This is a genomic window from Seohaeicola sp., assembly GCF_048006315.1.
GTDB lineage: Bacteria > Pseudomonadota > Alphaproteobacteria > Rhodobacterales > Rhodobacteraceae > Seohaeicola.
In genome coordinates this window covers 1,616,102-1,634,831 of sequence record NZ_CP180350.1, presented here as the reverse complement: position 1 = coordinate 1,634,831, position 18,730 = coordinate 1,616,102, and the positions used below count along the sequence as shown (strand labels likewise).

At 64.1% G+C, this 18,730-nt stretch carries 20 protein-coding genes; 5 read left to right on the top strand and 15 right to left on the bottom strand.

The window, feature by feature from the left end:
* Nucleotide 1: 1 nt before the first annotated feature.
* Complete coding sequence (locus tag ACMUJL_RS08325; RefSeq protein WP_375569033.1) at nucleotides 2–550, bottom strand: tripartite tricarboxylate transporter TctB family protein; 549 nt, start codon at nucleotides 548–550, stop codon at nucleotides 2–4.
* Between the two features lie 75 nt (nucleotides 551–625).
* On the bottom strand, nucleotides 626–1,567 hold the full coding sequence (locus ACMUJL_RS08320; protein ID WP_375569035.1) for a tripartite tricarboxylate transporter substrate binding protein: 942 nt from the start codon (nucleotides 1,565–1,567) through the stop codon (nucleotides 626–628).
* A gap of 158 nt (nucleotides 1,568–1,725) precedes the next feature.
* Here ACMUJL_RS08320 and ACMUJL_RS08315 point away from each other — a divergent pair, with 158 nt between their 5' ends.
* From ACMUJL_RS08315 to ACMUJL_RS08305, 3 genes are read left to right on the top strand one after another with little or no spacing between them, the layout of a single operon-like run.
* On the top strand, nucleotides 1,726–2,508 hold the full coding sequence (locus ACMUJL_RS08315) for an IclR family transcriptional regulator (RefSeq protein ID WP_375569037.1): 783 nt from the start codon (nucleotides 1,726–1,728) through the stop codon (nucleotides 2,506–2,508).
* Complete coding sequence (locus ACMUJL_RS08310; RefSeq protein WP_375569039.1) at nucleotides 2,505–3,167, top strand: HAD-IA family hydrolase; 663 nt, start codon at nucleotides 2,505–2,507, stop codon at nucleotides 3,165–3,167. Before ACMUJL_RS08315 ends, ACMUJL_RS08310 begins: the two co-directional genes overlap by 4 nt.
* A gap of 4 nt (nucleotides 3,168–3,171) precedes the next feature.
* The gene (locus ACMUJL_RS08305; RefSeq protein ID WP_375569041.1) at nucleotides 3,172–4,524 is read left to right on the top strand and encodes an aspartate aminotransferase family protein; all 1,353 of its coding nucleotides are present in this window, start codon (nucleotides 3,172–3,174) and stop codon (nucleotides 4,522–4,524) included.
* An 88-nt stretch (nucleotides 4,525–4,612) separates the two neighbouring features.
* Here the strand turns inward: ACMUJL_RS08305 and ACMUJL_RS08300 are convergent, their stop codons facing one another.
* The 3 genes from ACMUJL_RS08300 to ACMUJL_RS08290 are packed head-to-tail and all read right to left on the bottom strand — an operon-like array spanning nucleotide 4,613 to nucleotide 7,530.
* Nucleotides 4,613–4,927 carry a 2Fe-2S iron-sulfur cluster-binding protein gene (locus tag ACMUJL_RS08300; protein WP_375569043.1) on the bottom strand — a complete coding sequence of 105 codons (315 nt, stop codon included), beginning with the start codon at nucleotides 4,925–4,927 and terminating at the stop codon, nucleotides 4,613–4,615.
* A gap of 9 nt (nucleotides 4,928–4,936) precedes the next feature.
* Nucleotides 4,937–6,226: a glutamine synthetase gene (locus ACMUJL_RS08295; protein WP_375569045.1), complete on the bottom strand. Its 1,290-nt coding sequence runs from the start codon at nucleotides 6,224–6,226 to the stop codon at nucleotides 4,937–4,939.
* A gap of 44 nt (nucleotides 6,227–6,270) precedes the next feature.
* Nucleotides 6,271–7,530, bottom strand: a complete 1,260-nt coding sequence (locus ACMUJL_RS08290) for a cytochrome P450 (RefSeq protein WP_068291480.1) — start codon at nucleotides 7,528–7,530, stop codon at nucleotides 6,271–6,273.
* A 115-nt stretch (nucleotides 7,531–7,645) separates the two neighbouring features.
* Here ACMUJL_RS08290 and ACMUJL_RS08285 point away from each other — a divergent pair, with 115 nt between their 5' ends.
* Nucleotides 7,646–8,362 (top strand): type 1 glutamine amidotransferase, encoded by a 717-nt coding sequence (locus ACMUJL_RS08285; protein ID WP_375569047.1) that lies wholly within the window; start codon nucleotides 7,646–7,648, stop codon nucleotides 8,360–8,362.
* Nucleotides 8,363–8,428: 66 nt separating this feature from the next.
* Here ACMUJL_RS08285 and ACMUJL_RS08280 read toward each other — a convergent pair whose 3' ends face one another.
* The 9 genes from ACMUJL_RS08280 to hmgA all read right to left on the bottom strand — a co-directional run bounded on the left by ACMUJL_RS08280 (nucleotide 8,429) and on the right by hmgA (nucleotide 17,202).
* On the bottom strand, nucleotides 8,429–9,079 hold the full coding sequence (locus tag ACMUJL_RS08280) for a GntR family transcriptional regulator (RefSeq protein ID WP_375569049.1): 651 nt from the start codon (nucleotides 9,077–9,079) through the stop codon (nucleotides 8,429–8,431).
* Between the two features lie 9 nt (nucleotides 9,080–9,088).
* A complete protein-coding gene (locus ACMUJL_RS08275; protein ID WP_375569051.1) occupies nucleotides 9,089–9,862 on the bottom strand; it encodes an aldolase/citrate lyase family protein in 774 nt (257 codons plus the stop codon).
* A 3-nt stretch (nucleotides 9,863–9,865) separates the two neighbouring features.
* Complete coding sequence (locus tag ACMUJL_RS08270) at nucleotides 9,866–11,281, bottom strand: pyridoxal phosphate-dependent decarboxylase family protein (RefSeq protein WP_375569053.1); 1,416 nt, start codon at nucleotides 11,279–11,281, stop codon at nucleotides 9,866–9,868.
* A gap of 129 nt (nucleotides 11,282–11,410) precedes the next feature.
* Nucleotides 11,411–11,614, bottom strand: coding sequence for a DUF2783 domain-containing protein (locus tag ACMUJL_RS08265; protein ID WP_375569055.1), 204 nt, complete (start codon nucleotides 11,612–11,614; stop codon nucleotides 11,411–11,413).
* The gene (locus tag ACMUJL_RS08260; RefSeq protein WP_375569057.1) at nucleotides 11,614–13,233 is read right to left on the bottom strand and encodes an FAD-dependent oxidoreductase; all 1,620 of its coding nucleotides are present in this window, start codon (nucleotides 13,231–13,233) and stop codon (nucleotides 11,614–11,616) included. The genes ACMUJL_RS08265 and ACMUJL_RS08260 overlap by 1 nt, the downstream gene beginning before the upstream one ends.
* On the bottom strand, nucleotides 13,233–13,436 hold the full coding sequence (locus tag ACMUJL_RS08255) for a hypothetical protein (protein ID WP_068291469.1): 204 nt from the start codon (nucleotides 13,434–13,436) through the stop codon (nucleotides 13,233–13,235). The genes ACMUJL_RS08260 and ACMUJL_RS08255 overlap by 1 nt, the downstream gene beginning before the upstream one ends.
* Nucleotides 13,437–13,446: 10 nt before the next feature.
* Nucleotides 13,447–14,397: an MBL fold metallo-hydrolase gene (locus tag ACMUJL_RS08250; RefSeq protein WP_375569059.1), complete on the bottom strand. Its 951-nt coding sequence runs from the start codon at nucleotides 14,395–14,397 to the stop codon at nucleotides 13,447–13,449.
* 83 nt (nucleotides 14,398–14,480) lie between these two features.
* On the bottom strand, nucleotides 14,481–15,737 hold the full coding sequence (fahA, locus tag ACMUJL_RS08245; protein ID WP_375569061.1) for a fumarylacetoacetase: 1,257 nt from the start codon (nucleotides 15,735–15,737) through the stop codon (nucleotides 14,481–14,483).
* 103 nt (nucleotides 15,738–15,840) lie between these two features.
* A complete protein-coding gene (hmgA, locus tag ACMUJL_RS08240; RefSeq protein ID WP_375569063.1) occupies nucleotides 15,841–17,202 on the bottom strand; it encodes a homogentisate 1,2-dioxygenase in 1,362 nt (453 codons plus the stop codon).
* Nucleotides 17,203–17,273: 71 nt separating this feature from the next.
* On the opposite strand from hmgA, the gene ACMUJL_RS08235 reads away from it, so the two are divergent.
* Nucleotides 17,274–17,711 carry a MarR family winged helix-turn-helix transcriptional regulator gene (locus tag ACMUJL_RS08235; RefSeq protein ID WP_375569065.1) on the top strand — a complete coding sequence of 146 codons (438 nt, stop codon included), beginning with the start codon at nucleotides 17,274–17,276 and terminating at the stop codon, nucleotides 17,709–17,711.
* 15 nt (nucleotides 17,712–17,726) lie between these two features.
* On the opposite strand, the gene ACMUJL_RS08230 is transcribed toward ACMUJL_RS08235, so the two are convergent.
* On the bottom strand, nucleotides 17,727–18,536 hold the full coding sequence (locus tag ACMUJL_RS08230) for a division plane positioning ATPase MipZ (RefSeq protein WP_068291459.1): 810 nt from the start codon (nucleotides 18,534–18,536) through the stop codon (nucleotides 17,727–17,729).
* Between the last annotated feature and the right edge of the window lie 194 nt (nucleotides 18,537–18,730).

Below are 18,730 nucleotides of genomic sequence, written 5' to 3'. Positions count from 1 at the left end.
CTCACAGGTAGCGCAGCGCGAAGGCGCGCAGGCCGTCGGGCAGGACTTCGTAGACGGCGCCGCCGGGGATCTTCACCCCCAGAAACCCCTTGAAGATTAGCACCACCGCCACGGCAAAGGCCACCGAGGCCCACAGCAGGCGCGGGCTGCGATACCCCAGCCGCCATGTCAGGGCCGGGGCGAAAACCATCGTCGCGGGCAGATAGCCGACACGCGGCACCGCCAGCACGTAGATCATGAACCAGGCAGTGTATTCCAGCGGTTGCAACCAGATGCGCGCCTCGGTCCGGTCCTCGCGACGGATCCAGGGACGGCGCAGGCCCTTGCCGCGCCGCAGGCTGCGCAGATGCATCAGCCCGAACAGGACCATCCCGGCCCCCGCGACGCCGGGCCAGAAACCGGGCTGGGCGAACAGCTTGGTCCGCGGTGCCCATGTGGTCTGGTTTCCCAGGTTGGACAGGATGAAGATCGCGAACCCTGCAAAGGCCAGCGCGAACAGGATCTGCCCGCGCTGCGGCCCCTTGCTGGCCGGGAATGGATCGTCGGACATCATGCACCCATGTCGGTTGCAGGTTGTGCTGGGATGGGGCGGGCGGGTGTCACCCCGCGCCGCCCCCTTGCCGGATTACTGCAGCATCGCCTCGATCGCGGCGACCTTGGCGATATCCGCCTGGATGCGCGCGGCGCTGTCTTCGGCGTTCTGCCAGTAGACCAGACCGCCGGTATCCTTGGCCACCTGCTGCGCGCGCTCGCTCATCACGGTTTTCTGCGCCACCGCGATGATCTTGTCGCGCACGTCTTGCGGCGTGTCCTTGGTCACGAACAGGCCGTTCCACAGGGCGATATCAAGCGAGGGCTCGATCTCGCCCACCGTGGGCGCGTCGGGCACCAGCGGGATACGCTCGTCCGTGATCGAGGCCAGCACCTTCACGCTGTCCAGGCAGGGCAGGATCAGTTGCAGCGTGGTGTTGATCACATCCGCATCTCCACTGGCCAGCGTGTTGCAATCCAGCGCGTCAAAGGCCGCGTCCGACCCCCATTCGAAGCGCATCGTCTTGGCCAGCGCCATGGTTACCTGCGTCGGCGTCAGCACATTGCCGAAATGCCCCAGCGCCAGCTCGTTCGACTGGGCATAGGCCGCAAGCCCCGCCATGTCGTCATAGGGTGCATCGCCCGCAACCGCGATCACGAAGGGATAGGTCAGGAAAATGCCCAGCGGGTCGAACTTCTCGGGCGTCAGTTCGGGAATGCCGATCTGGTGGCCGACCACGGGCACCCCGATCACGAAGGACCCGATCGTATAGCCATCCGCAGGCGCTGTCGCCACGTCGATGGCACCGGGGAAGGGGCCACCACCGCCGCCGGGCTTGTTCACCACAGCCGCCGCCACGCCATATTCGGCCTGGAAGTCATCCGCGATCATGCGCGTCAGCACATCTTCAAGGTCGCCCGGCGGGAAGGGCACGATGAATGTCACGGGCTTTTCAGGGTAATCGGCCAATGCGGCGCTGCCGACAGCGGCCATGCACAGCGTCAGCGCCCCGCCAAGGATCGAGTTCGTCTTCATTTCAGTCTCCCCGTTTCTAGTCGGTTCATTATTTGAACCATTGGTTCTAAAATAGATTGACAGAGCGCCCGCGTTTCTGTCAACGATTTTAACAAGTCCAATGGGTCCCCCATCGCGGATACCCGAACAACTGGCCGCATACCGGAGCAGCCCCACACATGGGAACCGTCGCCAAAGCCTTGTCATTGCTGGATCATTTCAGCCGCGCCCGGCCTGAAATCGGCCTGAGCGATCTTGCGCGACTGGCGGGTCTTAACAAGGCCACCACCTATCGCTTGCTGTCCGAATTGCAGCAGGGGGGATTCGTCGAACAGACCGGCACGGGCCGCGAATACCGCCTTGGTCCCGCTGTCCTGCGCCTTGCCGCCCTGCGCGAAGCGGCCGTGCCCCTGCGCGACATGGCCGCCCGCGCGCTGCAATCGCTGTCGGACGCCACGCATGAGACCGCGCATCTGTCCCTGCTGCAGGGCGACCGCCTCAGCATGCTCAGCTATGCCTACAGCCCGCGCCACGGTACCCGCGTCACGATGGAGGATGCGCAGATCCTCGCCTTTCACGCCACCAGTTCGGGCCTCGCCGTCCTGGCCTTCAGCCCGCCCGAGATGATCGACCGCATCCTTTCGGCGCCGCTCGACAAACGCACCGAGGAAACGCTGACCGATCCCGTGGCGATCCGTGCCGTGCTTGACGGGGTGCGCCACACGGGTCTGGCCGAATCCGTGGGCGGGTTCGAAAAGGATGTCCATTCCCACGCCGTGCCGCTGTTCGATGCGCAGACCCGCGTCATCGGTGCGATGGCCGTGGCCGCCCCCGTGGCGCGCATGACCCCCGAACTCAAGACCCTGATCCGGCACGAACTTTGGCAGCATGCTACCGGGCTGACCCGCGCGCTGGGCGGGTTCTGCCCCGAAGGCTTTGCCGCGAAGGGGGCCGCTGCATGACCATGCCCGATCGCGCGCTGATCCTTGACTTCGGCGGCGTCATCTCCCGCACCATGTTCGAAACCCATGACCTGACCGAGGCGGCCCTTGGCCTTGCCCCCGGCACCCTCACATGGCGCGGCCCCTTCGATCCCGGCCGCGATCCGCTCTGGCAGGACATGCAGGCCGACCGCATCACCGAGCGCGACTACTGGCGCTTGCGCACTGCCGAGGTGGCCATGCTCACCGGGCGGAACTGGACGCAAATGTCCGACTTCGTGCGCGCCGCGCGCGGCGCCGATCCCGACGCCGTGATCCGCCCCGAATTCCGCGAAGCCATCGCGAAGGCCCGCGCGGCGGGTGTCCGGCTTGCGATCCTGTCCAATGAGCTTGACCTCTTCTACGGCACCGATTTCCGCGACAAACTGCCGTTTCTGGCGGATTTCGAGGTAATCGTGGACGCCACCCACACGGGTATCCTGAAACCCGACCCCGCCGCCTATCGCCTTTGCGTCGATCAGCTTGGTCTTCCCGCCGCCTCATGCGTCTTTGTCGATGACCAGGCGCGCAATATCACCGGCGCGCAGGCGGTCGGCCTGCCATGCGTGCAGTTCGACGTGGCGCAACCCGCCCGTAGCTATGACCGGGCCCTGACCCTTGTGGGCCTTTCGAAAGGATGATCCGATGAAAGACAGCAATTTCCTGAAAGAGCATAACGCGCGGTCGATGTGGCATCCGATGGCCCATCCCGCCGACAGCCTTGCCAACCCGCCCACCATCGTCACCGGCGCGCAGGGCGTGCGCATCACCGATGTCGACGGGCACGAGGTGGTGGATGCCGTGGGTGGCCTGTGGAACGTGAACCTCGGGTTTTCCTGCGCCCCGATCAAGGCCGCCATCGCCGCACAGCTTGATCGCCTGCCCTATTACTCGACCTTTCGCGGCACCTCCAACGATGCGGTGATCGAACTCTCGGAAGAATTGCGCCGCTTCTTCGCCCCCGACGGGCTGACCCGCGCCTTCTACACCTCGGGCGGATCGGATTCGGTCGAAACCGCGCTCAGGCTGGCGCGCCAATACCACAAGATCAAGGGGCAGGGGCAGCGCACCAAGTTCCTCAGCCTCAAGAAAGGCTACCACGGCACCCATTTCGGCGGGGCTTCCGTGAATGGCAACGCCAATTTCCGCACGGCCTATGAACCGCTTCTGGCCGGATGCCACCACATCCCCGCCCCCTATACCTACCGCAACCCCTTCAACGAATCCGATCCCGCCAAACTCGCGCAACTCTGTCTGGCAGCCCTAGAGGATGAGATCGCCTTTCAGGGCGCAAACACCATCGCCGCCTTCATCATGGAGCCGGTCCTGGGCGCAGGCGGCGTGATCCCCCCGCACGAAACCTTCATGCCTGGCGTGCGTGACATCTGCACCCGCCACGGCATCCTGCTGATCGCGGACGAGGTGATCACCGCCTTCGGTCGCACCGGAAGCTGGTCCGGCAGCCGCCACTGGGGCGTGCAGCCCGATTTCATGTGCACCGCCAAGGCCATCACCAACGGCTATTTCCCCTTCGGCGCCGTGATGATCGCGGAAGACGTCGCGCAGGTGTTCGAATCCGACACCACGGGCGCCGCCGCCATCGGCCATGGCTACACCTATTCCGGCCACCCGGTCGGTGCCGCGGCGGCCCTCGCCTGCCTTGCCGAAACGGAACGCCTGAACGTCCCCGAAAATGCCGCCGCCCGCGGCACGCAGCTTTTCCAAGGGTTGCAGGCGCTTCAGACGAAATACGACCTCATCGGCGATGTGCGCGGTGGCCACGGCCTCATGTGCGCGCTGGAACTGGTCAGCGACCGGGCCAGGAAAACCCCCATCGACAAGAAGACCATCGGCACCGTGCAAGAGGTCGCTTACCGCGCCGGCGCCATGGTCCGCGTCTCGGGTCCCAACATCATCATGTCGCCGCCCCTGGTCCTGACAGCGGATGACGTGCAGATCATCCTCTCCGCGCTGGACGAAGGCTTCGCGGCGCTGTGATCCCGCAACGAGAGAGGGGGCGCATACCGCCCCCTGCATCTTCTTGCCTTAAATATCCATCACGCAACGGCGCCACCCGCACGGCGCCTCAGACCTCGGGCACGATCAACACCAACCCGTCCAGATCGGCATGCGCCCTGATCTGACAGGACAGCCGCGAGGTCGCACCCCGCGCCGCCTCGACAGTGTCCAGCATCGCATCCTCGAAATCATCCGGCCCGCCAACCCGGTCAGCCCAATCCGCGGCCACCTGCACATGGCAGGTTGCGCAACTCAGGTTGCCGCCGCATTCGCCCACGACACCGGGCACATTCCGCGCCACCGCCGCCTCCATCAGCGACAGCCCCTCGGCCACATCCGCCGTCAGCTCTGCCCCATCGGGCAAGATCCAGGTCACCTTCATGATCAGCCCTCACACGAACCAGATATAGAAATCGCGCAGCGCATCGCCTTCCAGGTCACGGGTCTTCTTGACCTCGTGTTCCTTCATGAAGACGTGGTTTTCCACCAGCAGCGACCCGACAGCCTGCGTCAGCGCAGTATCCGCCTTCAGATCGGCCACCGCCCCCTTCAGGTTCAGTGCCGTCGCCTCCTTGGCGTCCCACTTCTCGAACCCGTCCCCGGTTTCCATCGCGGGCAGGTCATAACCACCCACGAAGCCCAGCCGTGCTGCCTGCAACACGGCGGCCACGGCCACGTAAGGGTTGGACGAGGCATCGGCCATCCGATGTTCAAGCCGTGCCTTTGTGCCGCCCTCGCTGGAAATGCGGGTGGTCACGTTGCGATGATCCCCGCCCCAGTTGCACAGATGGCCCGACAGGCTGCCGGGCTGCAGCCGCTGATAGGAATTGGCCGTGGGCGCGATCAGCCCCGCCAGCCCCTTGTGATGCCGCAACAGTCCCGCCACACAGCCGCGTGCCAGCGCGTTCATGTGATCGGGGCCGCCCTTCGGCCCATCGGACAGCGCATTGCCGCCCGCCTCGTCGATGAAGGAAAAGTTGACATGCATCCCCGATCCCCCGGCTTCCGCGATGGGTTTGGGCATGAAGGTCAGCACCACGCCGTGCTCCAGCGCGATCTCGCGCGCCATGAGGCGAAACAGGACGATATCATCCACCGCCTTGACCGCATCGTCGAAGGTCAGCGTGTATTCGAACTGCGGGCTGTCATATTCCGACGTGATCAGGTCCAGGCTGAAGCCCAGCTCATCCGCCTTTTCCCAGATCGCATCGTTGAACCGCAGCGGATCGGTGAACGGCCCGGTGCCGTAAACATGCGCGCCGGGCGTGTCATAGGGGCGCAAGCGGCCCTGATCGTCGGCCACCATCGCAAAGGCCTCCAACTCGATGCCCACCTTGGGCGTCAGCCCCAGCTTGCCCCAATCCGCCACCGCCCGTTTCAGCGCCCCGCGCCCGCACATCGGCAGCGGCACCCCGTCGGTGTCGTATAGGTCGCCCACCACGATCTTGGTCGCCCGGTCCCAACTGTCGCGGATCTCGTCCCCGCGCCAGTGCAGTTCCATGTCCGGTAGCCCCTCCATCATCATGGACCCCGGTGAGTTCAGCAGGTCCTTGTCGTAATGCACGCCGAAGTTCGACCGGCAAAAACGGGTGTGTCCATCCCCGATCTTCGAGCCGGGCAAGTACTTGCCCCGCATGATCGACAGATGGTCGCAGAATAGCGCACGCAGGCGGGTGTTCATCTTGTCTTTCTCCCTGAGGCGCGGGTTTGCCCTGCGCATGTTGTTCATGCAGGCACGATCCGCACCGGCAGCGTCTTGATACCGCCCACGAAATTCGAGCGCAGGAATTCGTGCGGCCCCGCAGGCTCGATCGACCGCAGCCGTTTCGACAGTTCCTCGAACAGCACCCGCACCTCCAGCCGTGCCAGCCACATGCCAAGGCAGATATGCGGCCCGCCCTGACCGAAACTCAGATGCTTGTTGGGGCTGCGCGCCAGATCGACCCGGAACGGATCGTCGAAGACCGTCTCGTCGCGATTGGCCGAGGCGAACCAGTACAGCACCTTGTCCCCCTCGCGGATCGTCTTGCCATGCATCTCGACATCGCGCGTGGCGGTGCGGCGGAAATAGATCGCGGGCGTGGCCCAGCGGATGATCTCGTCCGCGGCCGTGTCCCAGACGGCGCCACCTGCCTGCATCTGGCCCAGAAGTTCCGGCTGATGACACATCGCCTGAATGCCGGCGGCGATGGAATAGCGCGTGGTGTCATTGCCCGCCGCCACCAGCAGGCAAAAGAAATTGCGAAACTCCGTCTCGCTGATCACGCCGCCATCGCGCCCCGGATTCAGGATCAGGTTCAGGATCCCGTTGGTGTCGCCGGTGCGCGCCTTATGCTCCATCAATTCCTTGGCGTATTGATAAAGCTCCGCCCCGGCGGGCGAGTTGAAGGGCATCATGCGGAACGCGTCCGTGTCCATCTTGTCCAGCACATGGTCGGTGAAATCGGGGTCCGTGTTGGCGATCAGCGCATCGCCCTTTTCCACCAGCCAGGGCAGGTCGGCCTCGGGCGTGCCCAGGATGCGGCCCAGCATCCGCATCGGCAATTGCCGCGCGATGGCCTTGGTCGCGTCGAACTCCCGCGCCTCCAGTGCCTGGTCCAGGATCTCGTCGCACAGATCGCGGATATCCTGCTCGTATTCCGCGATCACCGGCTTTGAAAACGCCCGCGCCACCTTGACCCGCGTCTGCATGTGCTCGGGCGGGTCGGTCTCCTGAAAGGTGCGCCGCGCCAGATATTCCTCATAGGTCTGATCCTCCATGCGGATCCCCCGCGCCGAGGAAAAGACATCCGGCTGCCGGTTCATCTCGGTGATGTCGGCATGGCGCGTGATTGACCAGAAGCCTTGCCCCTGATCCCAGTCTGTCCAGTGCACCGGATCGTCACGGCGCAGGCGGGCAAAGGTGTTATGCGGCACGCCCCGCACGAAGGTGTCGTGACTGGTCAGATCGGCGAAACCGTCGTCATTGGGGGACCAGACCGTCATCGCGTCACCTTTCCGTCAGCCGCCCCGATTGGGACTTGTCGTTAACCTGTTATGTATATTAAAAGCGGATATAAATATGTAAAGAGAAATCAGGACCTACCGGAGCGATCGCGCGATGCATCTGGCACTTCTCATGGCCAATACAGACGAAAGCGATTTCGCCACGGCCCACCCCCGCGATTCCGAAAAGTTCCAGACCCTGATCAATCTTGTCCGCCCCGGCTGGACGGTCCAATCCTTTTCGGTCAAGGACGGTGTCTTTCCGGATGATATCAGCCGTTTCGATGGCGTGATGATCACCGGCAGCCCGGCTTCCGTGCATGACCCCGATCCCTGGATCGCCGATCTGATGGCACTGATCCGGCAGATCGTCACCGCGCGGCAGCCCCTGTTCGGGGCCTGCTTCGGGCATCAGGCGATTGCCCTCGCTCTGGGCGGGCAGGTCGGCCCCAATCCCGGCGGCTGGGTCTTTGGGCGCACGGAAACCCATACCACGACGCCAGCCCCATGGATGACCATACTCCCCGCAACCACCGGGCTTTATGCTGCCCATGTGGAACAGGTTACCGCCCTGCCTGCGCAGGCGCGCCGCCTCTCGACATCACCCGAATGCCCCATTGGCGGCTTTGCGATTGGCAACCATATCTACACAACCCAATACCACCCCGAGATGACGCCCGGCTTCATCGCCGCGCTGATCGAACACCTGAAAGATGACAAACCCGCCGACGTGGTCAGCCGCGCGCGCGCCTCGCTGGCAGAACCCGCCGACACGCAACCTTTCGCCGAAAGCATCGCCCACTTTTTCGAGCAGGCCAAGGCACGAGGCTGACCCCCGCTTTCATCTTGTCATGCATTCTCGAACCCCGACGCCAGCCGCCGGCACGGCGTCAAAAATTCAGCCCAGCACCGCCAGCAGATCCATCGCCGTCACCTGATCGAACTGCACATGCCGCGCCATCGCGGCCTCGGCTTCGTCCGACCGCCGCGCCACGATCAGCGCGGCAATCGCCCGGTGATCCCGCGCCGATGCCCCGATGGCACCCGCATAATGATAGCGCGCCCGGTAATAGGCCATCAGCTTGCGCGCATTGGTCTTGATCATTTCCAGCAGGAACGGATTGCCCGCCGCCTCGGCCACAACGCGGTGAAAATCCATGTTCAGCTGGTAATAGCGATCCGGTTCCGCATCCCCCAGCCGCGCCGCGTGATCTTCGCAGGCGGCAACCGCCGCTTCCAGCGCGCTTGCATGGGCCTCGGACAAACGCCGCGCGGCCAGCCCTGCGGCATGACCTTCCAGCTTGGCATGCACCTCGAGGATCGCCAGAAACTCCTCAAGCGTGGGCTTGAACACCACCGCCCCCTTGCGCGGCAGGCGACGGATCAGTCCGGCGGTTTCCAGCTGGATCAGCGCCTCGCGCACCGGGGTGCGTGACACGTCATGCGCCTCGATCAGCTCCTGCTCGTCGATCAGCCCGCCGGGACGCAGGCTGCCCGTCTCGATCGCGCCAAGGATCGCGGCCACGATGGTTTCGGTCTGCCCCGCCACGCCGCGGCCTCAGCCCTTGGTCCAGCGCGCTGCCAGATCGCGGGCGGCACGGGCCAGCAGCACCACGTCGATGCCCACCGCCAGGAACTGCGCGCCCCAGTCGCGATAGGTAACGGCGGTGTCGTGATCCAGCGCCAGGATACCCGCCGCCTTGTTCGACGCGGCGATCCGCCCAAGCGCATCCTGGATCACGGCGCGCACCTCCGGGTTCGTGCTGTCGCCGCGATGCCCCATGTCGGCGGCCAGATCGGAGGGCCCGATGAACACCCCGTCCACGCCGTCCACCGCCAGAATGGCGTCCAGCGCGTCCATCCCCTTGACGGTTTCCACCTGCACCAGCAGACACATCTGCTCATTGGCGGTGCGGATATAATCCGGGATCGCAGCAAAACGTGACGCCCGCGCCAGCGCCGCCCCCGACCCCCGGATGCCTTCGGGCGGATAGCGCATTGCCCGCACCAGATCCCGCGCCTGTTCTGCACTTTCCACCATCGGGATCAGCAGGGTCTGCGCGCCGATATCCAGCGCCTGCTTGATCAACCACGCCTCGCCCATCGGCAGGCGCACCACCGGATGACTGTCGGGCTTGCCCTCCAGCACCTGCAACTGCGCCATGATACTGCGGATGTCATTGGGCGCATGTTCGCCGTCGATCACCAGCCAGTCGAACCCAGCGGTCGACATCACCTCGGTCGCATAAGCGTCACCGAAGCCCGCCCAGCAGCCATATTGCATCTGACCTGCGGCCAGCGCCGCCTTGAAACGGTTGACGGGGGCGGGCATCGGTTATCCTTTCACCAGATTTGCGGCCATCTCGACGATCACGTCATAGGCCATGTCGATATCCGCCTTTGTGGCATCGAATTGTCCAGCCTGAAAGCGAATGACGTAATCCCCGTTCACCCGCGTCTGGGTCAGATAAATCCGCCCGTCATCATTGACAGCAGTCAACAAGCCCTGCGTCAGCGCCTCGGCATCGCCACCCTCTGGCGCATAGCGGAAGGTGAACAGCGACAGCGCCGGCTCCGTCACGATCTCGAACCCCGGCGTCGCGCGCAAGCGTTCGGCCAAGTCCTGAGACCACGCCACATGATTACGGATCATGCCGCGCAAGCCCTCCAACCCATAGGCGCGGATCAGGAACCACAGCTTGAGCGCCCGGAACCGCCGGCCCAGCGGGATCGACCATTCCGAATAGTTGATGATCCCGTCCGCCCCTTGCGTCTTGAGGTATTCCGGCTGGATCGCCAGAGTCCGTGTCAGGTCCGCAGGCGAGCGGATGAAATGCGCCGACAGATCGAACTGCGTGCCCAGCCATTTATGCGGGTTGAACACCACCGAATCCGCCATCTCGACCCCCGTCCAAAGATCGCGGAACTCGGGGCAGATCATCGCCGCCCCCGCCCATGCCGCATCCACATGGCTATAAAGCCCGTGGGTCTGCGCCACTGCACAAACCCCCGCAATATCATCGCAAGCACCCGTGCCCGTGCCACCCGTGCAGGCAATCACGCCCGCAGGCAGGTAACCCGCCGCCTTGTCGGCAATCACAGCCGCCTCAAGTGCTGCCACATCCATCCCGCGTAGCGGGCCGGTCGTGGGGATACGCACCAGATTGGCCTGTCCGATCCCGGCAATCCAGATCGCCCGGTCAACCGAGGAATGCACCTCGGCCGAGCAATAGACGCGCAGCACCTTCTGCCCCGGCAGACCATTGGCATTCCCGTCCCATTCCAGCGCGCGTTCGCGCATCACCAGCACGGCGGCCAGCGTGGCGGAACTGGCGCTGTCCTGAATGACGCCCGCAAACCCCTCGGGCAGCCCGATGGACTGGCGCAGCCAATCCATCATCCGCGTCTCCATCTCGGTCGCGGCGGGCGAGGTCTGCCACAGCATGCATTGCGGGGCCATCACCGTCACCAGATGATCTGCCAGCACGGCGGCGGGCGAGGCATTGGACGGGAAATAGGCAAAGAACCGTGGGTGCTGCCAATGGGTGATCCCCGGCATCACGATGGATTCGAAATCCGCGATGATCGCGTCCATCGGCTGCGCGGTTTCCGGCGGATGCGCGGGCAGGGCGGCCAGAATGTCACCGGGGCGGGTCTGCGCCCGCACGGGCCGGTCCCGCAGGCCTGCATGATAGCGCCCGGCCCAGTCGGCGGCCCAGCGGCCCCATTTCGGAAATTCGTCCCAGCGCATGTCCGTGCCTCCCATATAGTTAACATGATAACTATATCATGTATCACGCAGACGCAACGAAAATCCCCCGCGTTGCGCAGCTTGGCAAGCGGGGGATCGCGGGTATTTCCGGCAAGGTGAAAGGGTGGGTCAGCTTCCCGTAGGCGCGCGGGCGGCGGCCAAGGCCTGCGCCAGAACGCTTCGCTGCCCGATATGGTTCATCAGGATCAGGATCAGCCGCGCGTTCAACGCGTCGCTGTCATCCTTGCTCAGCCCTTCATGCGCGGCCAGCAGATCGGCATAGATGTCATCGGGCCGGTCCATATTGGGTGTCAGGATCAGATCGGCGTTCATCAATGCATCTCCTGTCCGGTGGCGCGGCGGATTGCTGCGCGGATGGCATCTTCGTCATAGGCGGGGAAACGTGCCGCCACATGCTGATCGGGCCGGATCAGGTAGACGGCGGCAGGCGCATCGCCCAGATAGCGCGCGGCCAGCGCGCCGGTGGCATCGTCCTTGCTGGTCAGGGCCAGTCGCACGACGTCGATCCCGCCCTCGGTCAGGCTGTCCGGCGCCTCGGCGTTCACCGTCAGCAGCGTGAACCGGTCGCCCAACCCGTCCAGCAGAAAGGCATTGCCAAGCGCCACATCGGGGCAGGGCGATCCGGGGCGCGTGCGCGCAGGCCCGCTGGCCAAGGCATCGGGGCTGTTGAGCGGCGAGCCGTCATAGGTGCAGGGCATCGACAACCGCCCCGAATTGACCAGGGGCCGCGCAAAGGCGTGATGCTCGCTCAGGTCCAGCACGGCATCGCGGAAAATCCGGCTGATCGCAGATTTGGGCGTGATGAAATCGGTCGAGCGGGACGAGTTCAGGATGTTCTCATCCGCACCATGGACACGCTCCGCATCGTAGCTGTCTAGCAGCGCCTCAGGGGCGCGGCCTTCCAGCACCAGTTTCAGCTTCCACGCCAGATTGTCGGTATCCTGCAGGCCGGAATTGGCCCCGCGCGCGCCAAAGGGGCTGACCTGATGGGCGCTGTCGCCCGCAAAGATCACGCGGTTGTGGCGGAAGCGTTCCATCCGGCGGCACTGGAACGTGTAGATCGAGACCCATTCAAGGCTGAATTCCACATCGTCGCCCAGCATCGCCTTGAGGCGGGGAATGACGTTTTCCGGCTTCTTTTCCTCGGCCTTGTCGATGTCCCAGCCCAGTTGCAGGTCGATTCGCCAGACGCCATCGGGCTGCTTGTGCAGCAGCGCCGATTGACCCTTGTTGAAGGGCGGGTCGAACCAGAACCAGCGCTCGGTCGGGAAATCCGCCTCCATGATCACATCGGCGATCAGGAAATTGTCCTCGAAGACACGGCCCACGAAATCCAGCCCCATCATCGACCGGATCGGGCTGGCCGCCCCGTCACATGCGATGATGTAATCGGCGGTGATCGTATAGGGGCCTTCGGGTGTATCGATCTGCAGATCCACATGGTCGCCGCGATCGCTGACGGCTGTCACCTTGTTGCCCCCGCGCAGTTCCAGCGGCGCGCCCGCCGCCTCGATCTCGCGCGCGCGTTTGACCAGGTAGTCCTCGAAATAATACTGTTGCAGGTTGATGAAGGCGGGACGCTTGTGGCCATCCTCAGGCAGCAGGTTGAAGTCATAGACCTTGCGATCGTCGAAAAAGACCTTGCCGATGTTCCATTGCACGCCCTTGTCCACCAGCGGTGCGCCGCAGCCCAGACGGTCCGCGATCTCAAGCGTGCGCTTGGCAAAACAGATTGCCCGGCTGCCGAAACTGACCTTGTCGTTCTCGTCCACGACCAGCGCCTCGATCCCCTGCTGCGCAAGGTCGATCGCGGCAGCCAGCCCGACGGGACCCGCCCCCACGATGACCACCCGGTGATGGGCCGGGGTGACCGCGTCCTGATCGGCGCTGCGGGTATAGGGATAAAGCGGAACCTCGAAGATCTTGTTCATCAGTCGTCCTTTCGCATGAGCGCCCGGGCGGACCAGACCGCCGAGCCGCCAAAGAATGTGCCCGCGATCAGCACCACCTCGATCATGGCGATACCGCCGAAGCCGCGCGTGAGCAGGGCAAAGACCATCAGCGCCAGCCCGAAAAGGGACACGGCCAGCCGCAGTTTCAACTCGCCACGCGAGGGTCCGTATTTGCCCGCCATCCCCGAAGCCTCAGCCCTGAAGGGCCGCCCACATCTCGAGATCGCGCTGCGCGGTCCAGATGCGGGGCGTGTCGATGCCGCGCGCCTCGTCATAGGCGCGGGCCACGTTGAAGGGCAGGCAGTGTTCATAGATCGCGTAATCCTTGAACTTCGGGTCACAAGCAGCGCGCACGGCATCCCATGCCTCTTTCAGGCTGCCACCACGTGCGGCGACGCGGGCGGCGGCGGCATAGGTGCTCTCGACGAAATCGCGCGTATTCTCGATCGCGGCGGTGACCATGTCCTGCCCCATCAGCGCATCCCCGCGCCCCGGCGCGATGGCATCCACCTGGAACGAGGCGATGGCATCCAGCGTATCGCCCCAATCGCTGAAATGCCCGTCGCCGCAATAGCAGGCCGAGTGGTATTCCACGATATCGCCCGTGAACATCACGTTCTGATCCGGCACATGGATCACGATATCCCCCGCCGTATGGGCGCGGCCCAGATGCATCAGGTCAATCCGGCGCTTGCCCAGGTAGACGGTCATGTCCTCGGAAAAGGTGGTGGTGGGCCATGTCAGGCCGGGGATGCTTTCATGGCCTTCGAACAGACGCGGGAAACGCTGGAATTCGCTGTCCCAGTCTTCCTGGCCGCGTTCCACCACCATGGCGCGGGCCGCGTCACCCATGATGATCTGGCTGGCGCCAAAGGCCGAGGCCCCCAGCACCCGCACCGCGTGATAATGGGTCAGCACCACATGGCTGATCGGCTTGTCGGTCACGGACCGCACGCAATCGATCACCTTGTTGGCCAGACGCGGCGTCGCCTGCGCCTCGACGATCATGACCGAGTCATCGCCGATGATCACACCCGAATTCGGGTCCCCCTCGGCGGTGAAGGCATATACGTCCTTGCCCACCTCGGTGAAGGTGATCTTCTTTTCGGTCATGTCGCCTTGCGATGCAAAAGCCTTGGCCATGGGTCGTCCTTTCTGATGTCGGTGCCGGGGCAGGGGTCGGATGCCTCCGGCGGGGATATTTGGGGCAAGAAGATGCGGAAGGCTTATCTTGCGTAGGGATCCTTGAGCGCAGGGAGCAGCGTGCCCGCGCAATCGCCAAAGCCGATGGTATAGCCATCGCCACGCGCCGCCCCCGTCAGGGTCAGCGTATCGCCATCGGCCAGGAATGTGCGCGTCTCGCCCGTATCAAGCGTCAGCGGTTCCTTGCCGCCCCAGCTGAGTTCCAGCAGGCTGCCGCGCTGGTGCTTTTCGGGGCCCGAGATCGTGCCCGATCCCAGCAGATCACCGGGCGTCATCGGGCAGCCGCTGGTTGAGTGATGGGCCAGTTGCTGGGCGGCGGAATAATACATCTCGCGGTAATTGGTGCGCGCGATTTCCGTGGGGGCCTTGCCCTCGGGTGCCAGCGTCACGGCAAGGTCGATGTCATAAAGCATCGGGCCGGTATCCTTGAGGTGATCCAGCAGCGGCACCTCGCGTGCGGGCGTCGGCACACGGAACGGCTCCAATGCCGCGCGCGTCACGATCCAGGGGCTGATCGTGGTGGCGGTCGCCTTGGCCTGAAACGGCCCCAGCGGCTGATACTCCCACGCCTGAATGTCGCGCGCCGACCAGTCGTTCAGCAGCACGTAGCCGAAGATCATCGCATCGGCCTCATCCACCGTCACCGGGCCGTCGCTGGCCATGCCCACGACAGCACCCATTTCCAGTTCCAGATCGAACCGGGCCGAGGGCGCGAAACGCGGGGCCGCATCATCCGGACCCTTCAACTGCCCCCAGGGGCGGCGCACCGGCGTGCCGGACACCACCACGGATGAGGCGCGGCCATTATAGCCGATGGGGATGTGCAACCAGTTCGGCGGCAGGGCATTTTCCGCCCCCCGGAACATCGTGCCGACATTGGTGGCGTGATGACGCCCTGCATAGAAATCGGTATATTCGGCCACAAGGAAAGGCAGGTGCATGTCCGCATCCGCCATCGGCACCAGCAGGGGTTCCAGCGCCGCGCGCTCTGCCGATCCGTCTTGCAGCAACTGGATCAGCCGCGCGCGCAGGGCACCCCATGCCTCGGGTCCCAGTTCCATCACCTCGTTCCAGAAGGGCACGTCGAAGACGGGCGCATCGTCAAGGGACAGCAGCCCCTCATCCTCGGCGGCGCGGCAATCCAGGATCATGTCGCCGATGGCCACGCCACAGCGCGGATCGTCATCGCCCAGCGAAAAGACGCCGCAGGGCAGGTTGTTCAGCGGGAAAGGGTGGCCGGGCGCATTGGCCGAAGCCACCCAGCTTGTCATCAGGGGCATGTCTTGGTCCTTCCGGGGGTCAGCCCCGCTGCCTCAGCAGGGCCGGGAATTCAGGGAAGGGCAGGGGCGCGCGACCCCTGCCCAATGGCGGCACGCTGACCGCTTATTTCTTGCCGGGCGTGCCGTCGAACTTCTTCTCGAGGCTCTCCCAGCAGTCGATATAGTCATCCTGCAACGGCGCCTCTTCGGCGGCAAAGCGCGTCAGGTGCTGCGGGAAGCGCGTTTCGAACATGAAGGACATGGTATTGTCCAGCTTTTCCGCCTTGAGGTCCGCATTCGATGCGCCCTCGAAGGCATTCATGTCCGGCCCATGCGGCAGCATCATGTTGTGCAGGCTCATGCCGCCCGGCACGAAGCCCTTGGGCTTGGCGTCATACTGGCCATAGATATTGCCCATCATCTCGGACATGATGTTCTTGTGATACCACGGCGGGCGGAAGGTGTTTTCCGCGACCATCCAGCGTTCACGGAACAGCACGAAGTCGATATTCGCGGTGCCCTCGACGCCCGAAGGCGCGGTCAGCACGGTGAAGATCGACGGATCGGGATGATCGAACAGCACCGCGCCCACCGGGCAATAGGTGCGCAGGTCGTATTTGACGGGCGCGTAATTGCCATGCCACGCCACCACGTCCAGCGGCGAATGGCCAATCTCGGTCCGGTGGAACTGTCCGCACCACTTGATCACCACCGATGACGGCACCTCGCGATCCTCGAACGCCGCCACGGGTGTCTTGAAATCGCGCCGGTTCGCCATGCAGTTCGCGCCAATGGGGCCGCGCCCCGGCAAATCGAATTTCTGGCCGTAATTCTCGCAGACGAAACCGCGGCAGGGGCCTTCCAGAACCTCGACCCGGTAGAGCAGACCGCGCGGGATGATCGCAATCTCCTTGGGTTCCAGATCAATGATCCCCAACTCGGTGCAGAACCGCAAACGCCCTTCCTGCGGCACGATCAGCAACTCGCTGTCAGCCGAGAAGAAATATTCGTCCTGCATCGACGCGGTGACCAGATAGACATGGCTCGCCATGCCGACCTGCGTGTTCACATCGCCCGCCGTGGTCATGGTGCGCATGCCCGTGATCCATGTCAGGGCCGCATCGGTATGCGGTACCGGGTCCCAGCGGTACTGGCCCAGGCTGATCACATCGGGGTCGATATGCGGCGCCGATTTCCAATAGGGCACGTCGATCTTCACATAGCGCTTGGAATGCTTGACCGATGGCCGGATGCGGTAGCACCAGGTGCGTTCGTTCTGATGGCTGGGCGCGGTGAAGGCGGTGCCGGACAGCTGCTCGCCATAAAGACCATAGTTGCATTTCTGCGGGCTGTTCATGCCCTGCGGAAGCGCACCGGGCAGGGCCTCGGTCTCGAAGTCATTGCCGAAACCGGGCATGTAGCCGGGGGTCGTGCCCTGTGGCGTGGAAGCCTGCACGAAGGAATGCAGAAGCGTGGGGCGATTCATGATGGCGTCCTCCTTTATGGTTGCGTCGTTAACGGTTGTTTTTGTAACTAACAACAACAGGAGTCCCCATCATGTCACAAAACGATGCGTTCGATCTGCAGAATTTCCTGCCCTACCTGCTGAACCAGGCCGCCGAGGAAAGCAGCCTTGCCTTTCAGCAGGTCTACCGGGATCGCTACGGGATGTTGCGCACGGAATGGCGGGTCCTGTTCCACCTGGGGCTTTACGGACGGCTGACGGCGAAAGAGATCGGCATGCGCTCCAAGATGCACAAGACCAAGATCAGCCGCGCGGTGCAGCGCCTTGAGGAGCGCCGCTTTCTGACCCGCGACCCGGACGAGGCCGACCGGCGGCAGGAATACCTTGATCTGACGGTGCAGGGGCGCGCGGCCTACCGCGATCTGCATGGCGTGGCCCATCGCTATGACGCGGCCCTGGCCGACACCCTCACCCCCGAAGAGGAACGCATCCTGCGCGCCGCGCTGCGCAAACTGGCGCGGATGGTGTGAACCAGCCGGACAGGGTCAGAACTTCGGCTCGACCCCCGGCAGGTTGAGGGCCTTGATCAGCTCGCGCAGCTCTTGCCGCGCCGCAACGTTCGAGATGTTGAGCTGCTTGACCCCGATATCCTTGAGGTCCAGCAAGGTCAGGCCGCGCGGGAACAACTCGCGGAAGATCACCCGCTCGTTGAAGCCCGGCGCCACGCGAAAGCCGATCCGCTTGGCCAGGTTGTCCAGCGCGCGGCCCATCTTTTCCTTGTTGACCATCTGCTGCGCGCCCAGGCGGTTGCGCACCACGATCCAGTCGATGGGCTTGAGCCCTGCCTGCGCGCGCAACTGCCGCGCCCCCCAGACCATTTCGGAATAGACCGAAGGGCCAAGGATCTTGCGCCCGTCGCCATCCACATGCGCCAGAAGGTCGAAATCGATGAAGCTGTCGTTCAGCGGCGTGATCAGCGTATCGGCCAGACTGTGGGCAACCTGGCTCAGGCGGGTATGCGAGCCGGGGCAGTCGATCACGATGAAATCGCTGACCGGATCCAGCAGCGCGATCGCCGCCGACAGCCGCTGATCATAGGGGTTCTCGCCATCCTTGAGCATTTCGGGATCGGCTTCGGGCAGGTCGATATAGATCGGGCCGGGCAGGTCCAGCCCGGACTTGGCCAGAAAGGCCGCGCGATTCTCGGCATAGCGGCCAAATGTCTTTTGCCGCAGGTCCAGATCCAGCGCCCCGACCCGGTGCCCCAGCCGCGCCAACGCGGTGGCCACATGCATCGAGACGGTGGATTTCCCCGCGCCGCCCTTTTCATTTCCTACTACGATGATATGCGCCAAACCGTGTCCCCGCCTTCCCCTGCGACAAACGCGACCGCCAACCGGGCGTTTCCCCGGTGAGAGCCACCATATGTTGTATGCCCTCTTATGGGAAGGATGGGCAAGGTCAAGCACCCAGAACGCGGCACGACAGGGTGATATCGTGTGATCCGCGTGACATCCGCCGATTAGCTTGCTAGGCAGCTTGGGTTTAT

Excerpts from the sequence above, each read along its gene's own strand:
- ACMUJL_RS08310 (WP_375569039.1), top strand. The coding sequence starts at position 2,505 with ATGACCATGCCCGATCGCGCGCTGATCCTTGACTTCGGCGGCGTCATC.
- ACMUJL_RS08235 (WP_375569065.1), top strand. The coding sequence starts at position 17,274 with ATGTCACAAAACGATGCGTTCGATCTGCAGAATTTCCTGCCCTACCTG.
- ACMUJL_RS08295 (WP_375569045.1), bottom strand. The coding sequence starts at position 6,226 with ATGAACACCCGCCTGCGTGCGCTATTCTGCGACCATCTGTCGATCATG.
- ACMUJL_RS08250 (WP_375569059.1), bottom strand. The coding sequence starts at position 14,397 with ATGGCCAAGGCTTTTGCATCGCAAGGCGACATGACCGAAAAGAAGATC.
- ACMUJL_RS08315 (WP_375569037.1), top strand. The coding sequence starts at position 1,726 with ATGGGAACCGTCGCCAAAGCCTTGTCATTGCTGGATCATTTCAGCCGC.
- ACMUJL_RS08260 (WP_375569057.1), bottom strand. The coding sequence starts at position 13,233 with ATGAACAAGATCTTCGAGGTTCCGCTTTATCCCTATACCCGCAGCGCC.
- ACMUJL_RS08265 (WP_375569055.1), bottom strand. The coding sequence starts at position 11,614 with ATGAACGCCGATCTGATCCTGACACCCAATATGGACCGGCCCGATGAC.
- hmgA (WP_375569063.1), bottom strand. The coding sequence starts at position 17,202 with ATGAATCGCCCCACGCTTCTGCATTCCTTCGTGCAGGCTTCCACGCCA.
- ACMUJL_RS08305 (WP_375569041.1), top strand. The coding sequence starts at position 3,172 with ATGAAAGACAGCAATTTCCTGAAAGAGCATAACGCGCGGTCGATGTGG.
- ACMUJL_RS08300 (WP_375569043.1), bottom strand. The coding sequence starts at position 4,927 with ATGAAGGTGACCTGGATCTTGCCCGATGGGGCAGAGCTGACGGCGGAT.
- ACMUJL_RS08270 (WP_375569053.1), bottom strand. The coding sequence starts at position 11,281 with ATGCGCTGGGACGAATTTCCGAAATGGGGCCGCTGGGCCGCCGACTGG.
- fahA (WP_375569061.1), bottom strand. The coding sequence starts at position 15,737 with ATGCCCCTGATGACAAGCTGGGTGGCTTCGGCCAATGCGCCCGGCCAC.
- ACMUJL_RS08325 (WP_375569033.1), bottom strand. The coding sequence starts at position 550 with ATGTCCGACGATCCATTCCCGGCCAGCAAGGGGCCGCAGCGCGGGCAG.
- ACMUJL_RS08285 (WP_375569047.1), top strand. The coding sequence starts at position 7,646 with ATGCATCTGGCACTTCTCATGGCCAATACAGACGAAAGCGATTTCGCC.
- ACMUJL_RS08320 (WP_375569035.1), bottom strand. The coding sequence starts at position 1,567 with ATGAAGACGAACTCGATCCTTGGCGGGGCGCTGACGCTGTGCATGGCC.
- ACMUJL_RS08255 (WP_068291469.1), bottom strand. The coding sequence starts at position 13,436 with ATGGCGGGCAAATACGGACCCTCGCGTGGCGAGTTGAAACTGCGGCTG.
- ACMUJL_RS08275 (WP_375569051.1), bottom strand. The coding sequence starts at position 9,862 with ATGCCCGCCCCCGTCAACCGTTTCAAGGCGGCGCTGGCCGCAGGTCAG.
- ACMUJL_RS08290 (WP_068291480.1), bottom strand. The coding sequence starts at position 7,530 with ATGACGGTCTGGTCCCCCAATGACGACGGTTTCGCCGATCTGACCAGT.